The 13,323-nt window shown below is 70.1% G+C and carries 10 protein-coding genes; 4 read left to right on the top strand and 6 right to left on the bottom strand.

Annotation, left to right across the window (positions count from 1 at the left end):
* Positions 1–79 precede the first annotated feature (79 nt).
* The 3 genes from ACRRSS_RS08040 to ctaC are packed head-to-tail and all read right to left on the bottom strand — an operon-like array spanning position 80 to position 3,173.
* Positions 80–478 carry a cytochrome c oxidase subunit 4 gene (locus tag ACRRSS_RS08040; RefSeq protein WP_435970536.1) on the bottom strand — a complete coding sequence of 133 codons (399 nt, stop codon included), beginning with the start codon at positions 476–478 and terminating at the stop codon, positions 80–82.
* Positions 475–2,211, bottom strand: coding sequence for an aa3-type cytochrome oxidase subunit I (gene ctaD / locus ACRRSS_RS08035; RefSeq protein WP_435970535.1), 1,737 nt, complete (start codon positions 2,209–2,211; stop codon positions 475–477). The genes ACRRSS_RS08040 and ctaD overlap by 4 nt, the downstream gene beginning before the upstream one ends.
* Positions 2,208–3,173, bottom strand: a complete 966-nt coding sequence (ctaC, locus tag ACRRSS_RS08030) for an aa3-type cytochrome oxidase subunit II (protein WP_030219721.1) — start codon at positions 3,171–3,173, stop codon at positions 2,208–2,210. The genes ctaD and ctaC overlap by 4 nt, the downstream gene beginning before the upstream one ends.
* A gap of 313 nt (positions 3,174–3,486) precedes the next feature.
* Here ctaC and ACRRSS_RS08025 point away from each other — a divergent pair, with 313 nt between their 5' ends.
* A complete protein-coding gene (locus ACRRSS_RS08025; protein WP_435970534.1) occupies positions 3,487–4,899 on the top strand; it encodes a cysteine desulfurase/sulfurtransferase TusA family protein in 1,413 nt (470 codons plus the stop codon).
* A 233-nt stretch (positions 4,900–5,132) separates the two neighbouring features.
* Here ACRRSS_RS08025 and ACRRSS_RS08020 read toward each other — a convergent pair whose 3' ends face one another.
* A complete protein-coding gene (locus ACRRSS_RS08020) occupies positions 5,133–6,107 on the bottom strand; it encodes a carbohydrate kinase family protein (RefSeq protein ID WP_435970533.1) in 975 nt (324 codons plus the stop codon).
* Between the two features lie 130 nt (positions 6,108–6,237).
* Between ACRRSS_RS08020 and ACRRSS_RS08015 the strand changes: the two genes are divergently transcribed.
* Together ACRRSS_RS08015 and ACRRSS_RS08010 are read left to right on the top strand one after the other, a co-directional pair.
* Positions 6,238–6,444, top strand: a complete 207-nt coding sequence (locus ACRRSS_RS08015; RefSeq protein WP_435970532.1) for a hypothetical protein — start codon at positions 6,238–6,240, stop codon at positions 6,442–6,444.
* 67 nt (positions 6,445–6,511) lie between these two features.
* Complete coding sequence (locus ACRRSS_RS08010; protein WP_435970531.1) at positions 6,512–8,029, top strand: hypothetical protein; 1,518 nt, start codon at positions 6,512–6,514, stop codon at positions 8,027–8,029.
* Between the two features lie 82 nt (positions 8,030–8,111).
* On the opposite strand, the gene ACRRSS_RS08005 is transcribed toward ACRRSS_RS08010, so the two are convergent.
* A complete protein-coding gene (locus ACRRSS_RS08005; RefSeq protein WP_015033024.1) occupies positions 8,112–8,468 on the bottom strand; it encodes a HesB/IscA family protein in 357 nt (118 codons plus the stop codon).
* A gap of 305 nt (positions 8,469–8,773) precedes the next feature.
* On the opposite strand from ACRRSS_RS08005, the gene nadA reads away from it, so the two are divergent.
* Positions 8,774–9,961, top strand: a complete 1,188-nt coding sequence (gene nadA / locus ACRRSS_RS08000) for a quinolinate synthase NadA (RefSeq protein ID WP_351898586.1) — start codon at positions 8,774–8,776, stop codon at positions 9,959–9,961.
* Between the two features lie 120 nt (positions 9,962–10,081).
* Here the strand turns inward: nadA and ACRRSS_RS07995 are convergent, their stop codons facing one another.
* Positions 10,082–13,243: an efflux RND transporter permease subunit gene (locus ACRRSS_RS07995; RefSeq protein ID WP_435970530.1), complete on the bottom strand. Its 3,162-nt coding sequence runs from the start codon at positions 13,241–13,243 to the stop codon at positions 10,082–10,084.
* Positions 13,244–13,323: the final 80 nt, after the last annotated feature.

Genomic DNA, 13,323 nt, shown 5'->3' with positions numbered 1-13,323 from the left:
CTGCAAAAGAGGGGCCCGGACACTTCGTTGACGAAGTGTCCGGGCCCCTCGGTGTGCTCCGGCGCGGAGCGGGGTACCGCTACTGGTTCTGGTTCTCGCCCCGGTAGAACTCGAAGACCCAGCCGAAGAGGCCGACCAGGATCAGCGGGAAGGAGAAGTACAGGATCCACCAGCCCATCGCGACGGCGAGGAAGGCGAGCGCGCCACCGACGGCCAGCGAGAGCGGCTGCCAGCTGTGCGGGGCGAAGAAGCCCACCTCACCGGCCTCGTCCGCGACGTCGGCCTCCTTGTCGTCCTGCGCCATGGCGTCGACACGCTTGGCCGTGAAGGCCAGGTAGTAGCCGATCATGATCGACAGGCCGAAGGCGAGGAACAGCGCCGTCGTACCGACCGGCTCCTTGGACCAGACGCCGTACAGGACCGCCATGGCAAGGATGAAGACGCTCAGCCAGATGAACATCTTGCCTTGGATCTTCACTTGCCGGCCTCCTTGCTGCCCGTGAGGGCCTCGGCCTCGTGCGGCTTGTTCTCGAGCTGGTCGAGAGCGGCGATCTCAGGGTGGTGCAGGTCGAACGCCGGGGATTCCGAACGGATCCGCGGCAGGGTGAGGAAGTTGTGCCGCGGCGGCGGGCAGGACGTCGCCCATTCGAGCGAACGGCCGTAGCCCCACGGGTCGTCGACCTCGATCTTCTTGCCGTACTTGGCGGTCTTCCAGACGTTGTAGAGGAACGGCAGGATCGACAGACCGAGCAGGAAGGAGGAGATCGTCGAGATCGTGTTCAGCGCGGTGAAGCCGTCGGCGTCGAGGTAGTCCGCGTAACGACGCGGCATGCCCTCGGCACCGAGCCAGTGCTGCACCAGGAAGGTGCCGTGGAAGCCGATGAACAGCGTCCAGAACGTCATCTTGCCGAGCCGCTCGTCCAGCATCTTGCCCGTGAACTTCGGCCACCAGAAGTGGAAGCCGGCGAACATCGCGAAGACCACGGTGCCGAAGACGACGTAGTGGAAGTGCGCGACGACGAAGTACGAGTCGGAGACGTGGAAGTCCATCGGCGGCGAGGCCAGGATGACGCCCGTCAGACCACCGAAGGTGAAGGTGATCAGGAAGCCGATCGTCCAGAGCATCGGTGTCTCGAAGGACAACGAGCCCTTCCACATCGTTCCGATCCAGTTGAAGAACTTCACGCCCGTCGGTACGGCGATGAGGAACGTCATGAAGGAGAAGAACGGTAGGAGCACGCCGCCCGTGACGTACATGTGGTGGGCCCACACGGTCACGGAGAGACCGGCGATCGCGATGGTCGCGGCCACCAGACCGATGTAGCCGAACATCGGCTTGCGGCTGAAGACCGGGATGACCTCGGAGACGATGCCGAAGAACGGCAGCGCGATGATGTACACCTCTGGATGGCCGAAGAACCAGAAGAGGTGCTGCCACAGCAGCGCTCCACCGTTGGCCGCGTCGAAGATGTGCGCACCGAACTTGCGGTCCGCCTCCAGGGCGAACAGCGCGGCCGCGAGGACCGGGAAGGCGAGCAGGACCAGGACACCGGTCAGCAGCACGTTCCAGGTGAAGATCGGCATGCGGAACATCGTCATGCCCGGAGCGCGCATGCAGATGATCGTGGTGATGAAGTTGACCGAACCGAGGATCGTGCCGAAGCCGGAGAAGGCCAGACCCATGATCCACATGTCGGCGCCGACACCCGGCGAGCGGACGGCGTCCGACAGCGGGGAGTAGGCGAACCAGCCGAAGTCGGCCGCACCCTGCGGGGTGAGGAAGCCGGCCACCGCGATGATCGAGCCGAAGAGGTACAGCCAGTACGCGAACATGTTCAGCCGCGGGAACGCCACGTCGGGCGCGCCGATCTGCAGCGGCATGATCCAGTTCGCGAATCCGGCGAACAGCGGCGTCGCGAACATCAGCAGCATGATCGTGCCGTGCATCGTGAACGCCTGGTTGAACTGCTCGTTCGACATGATCTGCGTACCCGGACGGGCCAGCTCGGCGCGCATGAAGAGCGCCATGAGTCCGCCGATGCAGAAGAAGACGAACGACGTGACCAGGTACATCGTCCCGATCGTCTTGTGATCGGTGGTGGTCAGCCACTTGATCACGACGTTGCCGGGCTGCTTGCGCCGTACGGGCAGCTCGTTCTCGTACGAGTCCTCAGCTGCGGCGGCACCCTGGGTTTCGTTGTGGATGCTCACAGTTGGTTCTTCTCCGCATTCCTGGCCGGGTCCGTCTGCTCGATGCCAGACGGGATGTAGCCGGTCTGCCCCTTCTCGGCCAGCTCCTTCAGGTGCTGCTGGTAGCGCTCCGGGGAGACCACCTTGACGTTGAAGAGCATCCGGGAGTGGTCGACGCCGCACAGCTCGGCACACTTGCCCATGAAGGTGCCCTCCCGCGTCGGAGTCACCTCGAAGGAGTTGGTGTGACCCGGGATGACGTCCTGCTTCATCAGGAAGGGGACCACCCAGAAGGAGTGGATGACGTCACGGGAGGTCAGGACGAACCGGACCTTCTCACCCTTCGGCAGCCACAGGGTCGGACCCGGGTTGCCGTTCTGCGGGTTCCGGTCGCCGGGGATACCGGCGTCGTACACGCCGCCGGCGTTCTCCGGGAAGTCCGCGAGGAACTTGTCCGGGATGGAGGCGAGGTTCTTGTCCGTCTTGGCGTCGCCGGTCACACCGGGCACGTTCTCGACGTAGTTGAAGCCCCAGCTCCACTGGTAGCCGACCACGTTGACCGTGTGCGCCGGCTTGGGGGTGAGCTCGAGGAGCTTCGACTCGTCACGCGCGGTGAAGTAGAAGAGCACCGAGACGATGATGAGCGGAGTGACCGTGTACAGCGCCTCGATGGGCATGTTGTACCGGGTCTGCGGAGGTACCTCGATCTTGGTCCTGCTCCGCCGGTGGAAGATGACGGACCAGATGATCAGGCCCCACACCAGGATTCCGGTGATGAGCGCGGCCGCCCACGAACCCTGCCACAGGGAGAGGATCCGAGGCGCCTCTTCCGTGACGGGCGTGGGCATTCCAAGGCGGGGGAAGTCTTCCCAGTTGTACGAGCAGCCCGTGGCTGTCGCCAGGATCAGGCCCGCAGTCAGCACCTGCGGCAGCTTCCGCCGCATCGGGCGCCGCGACGAGCGGTCGGAGCCGTTGGGACTCACGTAGCGCCTTCCCGAGAGTCTCGGCCCGCGTTGGTCGGCCACGGCCGTCCGTCTCGCTGGTCGGTCGCCGCCCCGTGCCGCGGGCAGGGGTTTGGATGTTTATGCGGACCAAACCCTACTGGACGCTATTTGGGGTCGCGCGGGGAGGGTGCCCAACGCGCCGTCCGGGCCCCCGAAGGGGTGGACTCCGGGGTTCCGCAGGGGGGTCGGCCGCGTCCGTTCGGCGGTCCGGCGGTGCGCCGCGGCCCCCTTCTGACGAGGACTCACCACGGACGAACGAAGATCACCCACCCCCAGCGCCTACCGTGGGCGGATGCCGTACTTCGACGCCGCGTCCGCCGCCCCCCTGCACCCCGTCGCCCGTCAGGCGCTGCTCGCCTCCCTGGACGAGGGCTGGGCCGACCCGGCCCGGCTATACCGGGAGGGGCGGCGCGCCCGGCTGCTCCTCGACGCGGCGCGGGAGACTGCGGCGGAGGCCGTGGGGTGCCGCCCGGACGAGCTCGCGTTCACTCCTTCGGGGACGCGCGCGGTTCACGCGGGAATCTCGGGATCTCTCGCGGGCCGTCGGCGTGTCGGGAACCGGCTCGTGGTCTCCGCGGTCGAACACTCCTCCGTCCTGCACGCGGCCGAGACCCACGCGGCGGCCGGCGGCGCCGTCTCCGAGGTGCCGGTGGGCCGGTCAGGAGCGGTGGACGCGGACGTCTTCGCGGCGGCGCTCGGCGCCGGGACGGCCCTGGCGTGCCTCCAGTCCGCCAACCACGAGGTGGGGACCGAACAGCCGGTGGCGGAGGTGGCCGAGGCCTGCCGGGCCGCGGGTGTGCCGCTGCTCGTGGACGCGGCGCAGTCGCTCGGCTGGGGGACGGTGGAGGGCGCCTGGTCGCTGCTGGCCGCGAGCGCGCACAAGTGGGGCGGCCCGGCGGGCGTGGGTCTCCTCGCCGTACGGAAGGGGGTGCGCTTCGCACCCCAAGGCCCGACGGACGAAAGGGAGTCGGGCCGGGCACCCGGCTTCGAGAACCTCCCGGCGATCGTGGCGGCGGCGGCCTCCCTGCGGGCGGTCCGCGCGGAGGCGGTGGCCGAGGGGGCGCGGCTGCGGGCCCTGGTGGACCGGATCCGGGCGCGCGTGCCGGAGCTCGTCCCGGACGTGGAGGTGGTGGGCGACCCGGTGCGCCGGCTCCCCCATCTCGTCACCTTCTCCTGTCTCTATGTCGACGGAGAGACGTTGCTGCACGAGCTGGACCGGGAGGGTTTCTCCGTTTCGTCCGGTTCGTCGTGTACGAGTTCCACGCTGACGCCCAGCCATGTGCTGCGCGCGATGGGAGTACTGAGCGAGGGGAACGTCCGCGTCTCCCTGCCGGCCGGCACGACGGAGTCCGACGTCGACCGCTTCCTCGACGCGCTGCCGGGGGTGGTGGCGGGGGTACGGGAGAGGCTCGGCGCCCCGGCGGGGGCGGGCGCCGGTGCGGGAGCCGGGGTGGGGGCGCCGAGCCGCTCCGACGCGCTCGTGGTGGACGCGCTCGGCCGCCGCTGCCCGATCCCGGTGATCGAACTGGCGAAGGTGATCGGCGACGTCCCGGTCGGCGGCACGGTGACGGTCCTCGCGGACGACGCGGCGGCGCGACTGGACATCCCGGCGTGGTGCGAGATGCGGGGCCAGGAGTACGTGGGCGAGTCGGCGTCGGTGGCGGCGGGGGGCGGGGTGGGATACGTGGTGCGGCGGGTGGTGTGAGCGGGTCGCGTGGACGCGGGTCGGCCCTTCCCGCCGTGGGCCCCGCCCTCCGTTGCGGGCGCGGGCGCTCCCCCCGACACGGGTGGTAGGGCGCAGCCCACACCGGGGGGCGGGGCGGCGGCCCCGGTGGAGTGCGGGGCCGGGGCCAGGCCCCGCAACGGGGGTCGGGCCCGGCAGCCAGGCCCGGAGGCCCCGGGACCAGGCCCGGGGGCCTGGCTGGAGCCCGGGGTGGGTCAGGCCAGGTGGGACTGGACTTCGGTGGCGGCGTCCTCGCCGTACGCCTTCGTGAAGCGCTCCATGAAGTTGGCCCGTCGCAGCGTGTACTCCTGCGTGCCCAGCGTCTCGATGACCAGCGTGGCCAGCATGCAGCCGACCTGCGCCGCCCGCTCCAGGCCGACGCCCCAGGACAGACCGGTGAGGAAGCCCGCGCGGAAGGCGTCGCCGACGCCGGTCGGGTCGACCTTGGCGGTCTCCTCGGCGCAGCCGACCTCGATCGGGTCCTCGCCGACGCGCTCGATGCGCACACCGCGCGAGCCGAGCGTGGTGACCCGGTGGCCGACGCGGGAGAGGATCTCCGCGTCGGTCCAGCCCGTCTTGGACTCGATGAGCCCCTTCTCGTACTCGTTGGAGAAGAGGTAGGTGGCGCCTTCGAGGAGGGTGCGGATCTCGTCGCCGCCCATGCGGGCGATCTGCTGCGAGAAGTCGGCGGCGAAGGGGATGCCCCGCGTCTTGCACTCCTCGGTGTGGCGGAGCATCGCCTCGGGGTCGTCGGCCCCGATCAGGACCAGGTCGAGCCCGCCCACCCGGTCGGCGACGGTCTTGAGCTCGATCAGCCGGGCCTCGCTCATCGCCCCGGTGTAGAAGGAGCCGATCTGGTTGTGGTCCTTGTCGGTGGTGCAGACGAAGCGGGCCGTGTGCAGGACCTCGGAGATGCGCACCGAGCCGGTGTCGACGCCGTGCCGGTCGAGCCAGCCGCGGTACTCGTCGAAGTCGTAGCCGGCCGCGCCCACCAGGATCGGGCTGCCGCCGAGCTGCCCCATGCCGAAGCAGATGTTGGGGCCGACGCCACCGCGCCGGACGTCGAGGTTGTCGACGAGGAACGAGAGGGACACCGTGTGGAGCTGGTCGGCCACGAGCTGGTCGGCGAACCGGCCGGGGAAGGTCATGAGGTGGTCGGTGGCGATGGAGCCGGTGACTGCGATACGCACGGCGGGGTGCTCCTGCGGGAAGGCGGTAATGACAGTTCACGCTACCCGGTGGGGGCGTTCCTGCCGAACAGTGGAAACTACCCCAGAGTAGGTCTTTTCCCCGGGGGCGTGCGGTGCATACGGTGCGCCCATGACCATCTACTCCGCTTCACGTGAGCGACACGAGTCCGAGTTGAGCCTCGCCGACCTGCGGGGCGACAGCGCTCGGATGGTTCCGCACTGGGTGACCCCGGTCTCCCCCGCACCCGCTCCCGTCTCCCCCGCGTTGATCCACGGGGTCGTCGTACCGGCGGCCTCGGCACGGCTGATCGACGCCACCGCGGAGTACGGGGGCTGACGGACGGGAACCGTCGGCCCGCCCGCTCCGTCCCATCGGCGTCCGGTCGAGACGAGGGAGCGTTGCGGTGAGTGGTACGGAGAACGTGCGGAGGCGACGGAACGTTCTGGCCGCCTCGGTGGCGGCGGGCGTGCTGCTCGCCGGGGGCGGTGGCGTCTATCTGGCCACCACGGCGTCCGGTGGCGGCACCGGCGCGGCCACCGAAGCGGCCGACGCGGCGGGTGCGCCCCCGCCCCCGCGCCTGGAGCGCGGCGGCGGTACGGACGCCGGCGGTGGCGACACGCGGGGCGGCCCCGGGATCGCACCCGGTGAGCCGGACCCCGGCGGCGGCCCGAACGGGACCGTCTACACAGCCAAGGGCCCACTCCCCCAAGGGCCCTCCTCGGCCGCGGTCCACCGGCCCGAGGGCCTGGTCACCTCCGCGGAGGTGACCAGGCTGGCCGAAGCGCTGGGCCTCTCCGGGAGCCCCGCCCTGGTGGGTGAGGTGTGGACGATCCGGCCCGAGAAGGACGGCTCGGGGCCCCGTCTCGACGTGGCGCGGAAGGCGCCGGGGACCTGGACGTACTCCTGGTACGACGGCGGTCCGGCCGGGGACGCCTGCCTCAAGGGCAAGGCGTGTCCGCCCCCGGGGGAGACGAAGCCCGCTCCGGGCGGTACGCCGCTGAGCGAGGAAGCGGCGAAGGCGGCGGCCGCGCCGGTCCTGAAGGCGATCGGCCAGGACGACGCGAAGGTCACCGCGACGCAAGTGATGAACGGTTCGGTGCGGGTGGTGAACGCCGATCCGGTGGTGGGCGGGCTGCCCACCTACGGCTGGTCGACGGGGCTACACATCGCGCGGGACGGCCGGGCGGTCGCCGGGAGCGGCACGCTCAAGGAGCCGGTCGAGGCCGCCACGTATCCGGTGATCGGGGCGGCGAAGGCGCTCGCCGGGCTGAACGAGGACTCGAAGGGCACCGGCCCGATCGGCGTCGGGAGCTGCCCCACCGCTCCGCCGGCCGCGGGCGTGCCCGACGCGGGCCGGCCGGACACCGGGACCGGGCGCGAGCCGGCCCCCGGGACGGCCGAGCCGGCCGCGCCCTGCCAGACGATCGTGGACACGGCGGCGCCGGACCGGGTGCCGGTGACGGCCGCGGTGCTGGGCCTGGCCGCGCAGGACGTGGACGGCGAGCGGGTGCTCGTACCGTCGTGGCTGTTCACGGCGGATCCGGCCGACGCGGCGCCGTACACGGTGGTGCGGACGGCGGTGGCCCCTGAGCACCTGGCGCCGCCGACCGAGCCCGCGCCGGCCCCCACGCCCCCTCCCGGGGACGGTACGGCGGCGCGGCAGGTCGAGTCGTTCCGCACGGAGGACGGTGGCCGGAAGCTGACGGTCACCTTCTGGGGCGGGGTGTGCAGCACGTACACGGTCACGGCCCAGGAGAGCGCGGACCGGGTGACGGTCCGGGTGAAGGAGGCCCCGACCGACCCCGACAAGGTGTGCATCGCCCTGGCGGTGGAGGTCGTGAAGACGGTGACGCTGGAGAACCCGCTCGGCTCCCGGCCGGTGGTCGACGCGGCGAGCGGGGAGTCGGTGCCGCGCCGCTGAGACCGGTGGGGGTACGCGTGAGGGCGGCGGCCCGGGAGAGATCCCGGGCCGCCGCCCTCACGCGTACGACGGGTGGTGCGGCTTAGCTGAACGAGTCGCCGCAGGCGCAGGAACCCGTGGCGTTCGGGTTGTCGATGGTGAAGCCCTGCTTCTCGATGGTGTCGACGAAGTCGATCGAGGCACCGCCGAGGTACGGGGCGCTCATGCGGTCGGTGACGACCTTGACGCCGTCGAAGTCCTTCACGACATCGCCGTCGAGCGAACGCTCGTCGAAGAACAGCTGGTAACGCAGGCCGGAGCAGCCGCCGGGCTGAACGGCGACGCGCAGCGCCAGGTCTTCGCGGCCTTCCTGGTCGAGGAGGGCCTTGACCTTGGCCGCGGCGGCGTCGGACAGGAGGATGCCGTCGCTGACAGTGGTCTTCTCGTCCGATACGGACATCTGCTTCTCTCCCGGTGTGTACGGAGACTGCTTGCCGACGGTTGCAACCGACGGTGCCCCGGATTCATTCCGGGCCGAGTGGGTCTTTCCTCTTTCATGCTCGCACACCCTGTCCAGGTGCGGGGACGGCGAGGACCAGCCGCGGTGACGGGCGTGGCGACGGCGGCGGAGGCGACGGCGGGTCCCGCGAATTCGTCACATCGACACTATGGACATCGTCAACGTGACGTGAAGCGGTTATGATAGATAGCGTCATTTAGACGAAAAGGTTTCTCCGAAGATTCTCCGAAGAAAGGGTGCGTGACGTGACCACGGCCCAAACCCGTCATGAGCTCGACGTTCAGCCGACGCCGCTCGCCCTGCTCCTGCTCGGTCGCGAGGCCGACCCGAAGAGCGAGCGCGGCGTGGAGTGTCCCGGCGACCTGCCGTCCCCCTCCGACCCGGACCTCGTGGAGCGCGCCCGCGCGGCCAAGGAGAAGCTCGGGGACAAGGTCTTCGTGCTCGGCCACCACTACCAGCGCGACGAGGTCATCCAGTTCGCCGATGTCACCGGCGACTCCTTCAAGCTCGCGCGCGACGCGGCGGCCAAGCCATCGGCCGAGTACATCGTGTTCTGCGGCGTGCACTTCATGGCGGAGTCGGCCGACATCCTCACCGGCGACGAGCAGAAGGTCGTCCTGCCCGACCTGGCGGCCGGCTGCTCGATGGCCGACATGGCCACCGCCGAGCAGGTCGCCGAGTGCTGGGACGTGCTGACCGAGGCCGGCGTCGCCGACCAGGTGGTGCCCGTCTCGTACATGAACTCCTCGGCCGACATCAAGGCCTTCACCGGCAAGCACGGGGGCACGATCTGCACCTCGTCCAACGCCGAGCGCGCCCTGGACTGGGCCTTCGAGCAGGGCGAGAAGGTCCTGTTCCTGCCCGACCAGCACCTGGGCCGGAACACCGCCGTCCGCGACATGGGCATGTCCCTGGACGACTGCGTCCTGTACAACCCGCACAAGCCGAACGGCGGGCTGACCGTCGAGCAGCTGCGCGCCGCCAAGATGATCCTGTGGCGGGGGCACTGCTCGGTGCACGGCCGCTTCTCGCTGGAGTCCGTCGAGGACGTCCGCGCGCGCATCCCGGGCGTGAACGTGCTCGTCCACCCCGAGTGCCGTCACGAGGTCGTCGCCGCCGCGGACTACGTGGGCTCGACCGAGTACATCATCAACACCCTGGAGGCGGCCCCGGCCGGTTCCAAGTGGGCGATCGGCACGGAGCTGAACCTGGTCCGGCGGCTGGCGAACCGATTCGCCGACCAGGACAAGGAGATCGTCTTCCTCGACAAGACGGTCTGCTTCTGCTCGACCATGAACCGCATCGACCTGCCGCACCTGGTGTGGACCCTGGAGTCGCTGGCCGAGGGCAATCTCGTCAACCAGATCCAGGTCGACAAGGAGACGGAGAGCTTCGCGAAGCTCGCGCTGGAGCGGATGCTCGCTCTGCCGTAACGGTTCTCCCCCACGTACGTACGGCGAAGGGCGCCCCGCATGCTCGCGGGGCGCCCTTCGCCGTGGCTCAGCGGCTCACTGGCTCAGCTCACCGACTCACCGACTCACTGACGTGCCGACTCAGTCCAGGACGTCGAGCAGGCCGGCGTCCAGCGGGGAGACGTCCGGCTGTTCCGCGTTGTGCGTGTCGCCCTCCGCCTTCCTCTTCTCCGCCTTCTTGTCAGCCTTCCTCTTCGCGCGGCGCTCCTTGCGGAGTTCCACCATCGCGTAGAGCGTCGGGACGAGGAGCAGGGTCAGCAGCGTCGAGGTGATCAGACCGCCGATCACGACCACGGCCAGCGGCTGGGCGATGAAGCCGCCCTCACCGGTGATGCCGAGGGCCATCGGCAGCAGGGCGAAGATCGTCGCGAGCGCGGTCATCAGGATCGGGCGGAGCCGGTGCCGGCCGCCCTCGATCACCGCTTCGACGACGCCCAGGCCCTGGGCCCGGTACTGGTTGATCAGGTCGATCAGGACGATCGCGTTGGTGACCACGATGCCGATCAGCATCAGCATGCCGATCATCGCCGGGACGCCCATCGCCGTGTCGGTGATCACCAGCAGACCGATCGCGCCGGTCGCCGCGAACGGGATCGAGACCAGCAGGATCAGCGGCTGGATCAGCGACCTGAAGGTGGCGACCAGGAGCATGAAGACGATCGCGACGGCCGCGAGCATCGCCAGGAACAGGTTGAGGAAGGCCTCGGTCTGGTCCTCGGAGACACCGCCGATGGTGGCGGTCGCGCCCTCGGGCAGGTCGAGCGCGTCGATCTCCGACTGGAGGGTGGCACTCACCGCGCCGGTGTTGTCGCCGACCGGCTTCGCCGTGATGGTCGCGGCGCGGGCGCCGTCGATCCGGGTCATGGAGACCGGGCCGGGGACCAGCTCGACGGTGGCGATGTCGCCCAGCTTCACCGGGCCGAGCGGCAGGGCCCTGAGTCCGGCCAGGGTGGTGACCGGGCGCGCCGAGGTGATGAGGACGTCCCGCTCGCTGTCGTCGAGGATCGCCTTCGCCGCCGGGGTGCCCCGTACGGCCTGGGCGACGATCATGCCGAGCGAGGCGGAGTCGAAGCCGGCGTCGGCCGCCTTCTCGTTCGCCGTGACGGAGACGCGCGGCACGGACTGCGAGAGGTCGCTCTGTACGTCGGTGACGTCCTTGATCCCGGCGAGGGCGGCACGGACCTGCTCGGAGGCCTTCTTGAGGACCTCCGCGTCACCGGCCTTGACGACCACGCTGAGGTTCTGGCTGCCGAAGCCGTCGCCGGCCGCGAGGGTGGTGTCGCCGACCCCGCCCAGGGCGTCGAGACCCTTGGCGATGGCGTCCCGCGTCTTCTCGTACGGGGCGGACTCCTCCAGGCTGACCTGGTAGGTGGCCTGGTTGGAGCCGGTGCCGCCGCCGAAGGCCGCCATGAAGCCGGAGGAGCCGACGTTGACCTGGTAGTCCTTGACGCCGTCGGTGTCCGCGAGGAGCTTCTCGATCTTCTTCGCGGCCTCGTCGGAGGCGCTCAGGCTCGTGCCGGGCGCCAGCTCCTGCTTGATGCTGAGCACCTCCTGCTCGCCCTGGTCGAAGAAGTTCGTCTTCAGGAGCGGGGTCATGCCGAAGGTGATGACCAGGACGACGAGCGCGATGCCCAGGCTCGCGAGGCGGCGCCGGGTCGCGAACTTCAGGACCGGCACGTACAGGCGCTGGAGACGGCTCTTCTCCTCCTTCTCCTCGGCCAGCCTGCGGGCCTCCGCCAGGTCCTCCGAGGTGCCCTTGGGGGCGCGCAGGAACCAGAACGAGAGGACCGGGACGACCGTGAGGGAGACGACGAGCGAGGCCAGCAGGGCCGCCGTGATCGTCAGCGAGAACGAGCCGAACAGCTCGCCGATCATGCCGCCGGTCAGACCGATCGGCAGGAAGACGGCGACGGTGGTGAGCGTCGACGAGGTGACGGCGCCCGCCACCTCGCGGACCGCGGTGAGGATCGCGGCCTGGCGCTCCTCGCCGTAGCCCAGGTGACGCTTGATGTTCTCCAGGACCACGATCGAGTCGTCGACGACCCGGCCGATGGCGATGGTGAGCGCGCCGAGGGTCAGCATGTTGAGCGAGAGGTCGCGGGTCCAGAGCACGATGAGGGCGAGGACGACCGAGAGCGGGATGGAGACCGCGGTGACCAGCGTCGAGCGGATCGACGTGAGGAAGACCAGGATCACCAGGACGGCCATGACGAGGCCGAGCGCGCCCTCGGTGGTCAGACCGGAGACGGCCTTGGCGACGGCCGGGCCCTGGTCGGAGACCACGGTCAGCTCCGCCCCGGCGCCCAGGTCGCGGCGCAGGTCGGGGAGCTTCTCCGCGACGGCGTCGGAGATCGCGACGGCGCTGCCGTCCTTGTCCATGGTGGCCATGACGGCGAGGCTGGGCTTGCCGTTGGTGCGGGTGAGGGAGGCGCGCGGCGACTCCTCCTGGCGGACGGTGGCGACGTCACCGAGGCGGACGGCCTTGCCCTTGCCGGGGACGGCCGCGGGGATGCGCAGGTCCTCGATCTGCTTCAGCGAGGTGTAGCCCCCGCCGACCTGGATCGTGCGGCTCTTGCCGTCCTCCGCGAAGGAACCGGCCGGGACGGTGCCGCCGCCGGAGCGCAGGGCCTCGGCGAGCTTCATGCCGCTGAGTCCGGCCGCGGCGAGCTTCCGCTCGTCCGGGGTGACGGAGACCTGGAGGTCCTGGACGCCGCTGACGGAGACCTGGCCGACGCCCTCGATGCCTTCGAGGGCGGGCACGACGGTCCGGTCGAGGAGATCGGCGAGGGCCTGCGGGTCCTTGTCGGAGGCGGCGGCGAGGACGACGGTCGGGATGTCGTCGGTCGAACCGGCCACGACCTGCGGGTCGACCGTGTCGGGCAGCTGCGCGCGGGCGCGGTTCACGGCCTGCTGCACGTCGGCGACGAGCTGCTTGGTGGACTCGTCGCCGTAGTCGAAGGAGGCCATGATCAGGGCCATGCCCTCGGAGGCGGTGGAGGTCACCGACTTCAGGCCGTCGACGGACTTGAGGTTGCTCTCCAGGGGCTCGACGACCTGCTTCTCGACCACATCGGGAGAGGCGCCCTGGTAGGGGGCGAGGACCGAGACCATGGGCAGCTCGATCGAGGGGAACAGCTGCTGCTTCAGCTGCGGTATCGCGATCGCCCCGAACACGAGGGCGACGATGGACACGAGCCCGATCAGGGCCCGTTGCGCGAGGCTGAATCTCGACAGCCAGGACATGGGGTCTCTCTTCTGTGGCGTACTCGTCGGCGGGCGGGAGCAGCCGAGAATCCGGCCCTGATCCACTGGACCCGCCGGAG

The organism is Streptomyces sp. Qhu_M48 (genome assembly GCF_051305195.1).
Taxonomy (GTDB): domain Bacteria; phylum Actinomycetota; class Actinomycetes; order Streptomycetales; family Streptomycetaceae; genus Streptomyces.
The sequence above is the reverse complement of the archived record's forward strand: the minus strand, read 5'-3'. Positions and strand labels throughout refer to the sequence as shown.

Bases quoted from the DNA above. Each gene is read 5' to 3' on its own strand.
- ACRRSS_RS08025 (WP_435970534.1), top strand. From the start codon at position 3,487: ATGCCGTACTTCGACGCCGCGTCCGCCGCCCCCCTGCACCCCGTCGCC.
- ACRRSS_RS08015 (WP_435970532.1), top strand. From the start codon at position 6,238: ATGACCATCTACTCCGCTTCACGTGAGCGACACGAGTCCGAGTTGAGC.
- ACRRSS_RS08005 (WP_015033024.1), bottom strand. From the start codon at position 8,468: ATGTCCGTATCGGACGAGAAGACCACTGTCAGCGACGGCATCCTCCTG.
- ACRRSS_RS07995 (WP_435970530.1), bottom strand. From the start codon at position 13,243: ATGTCCTGGCTGTCGAGATTCAGCCTCGCGCAACGGGCCCTGATCGGG.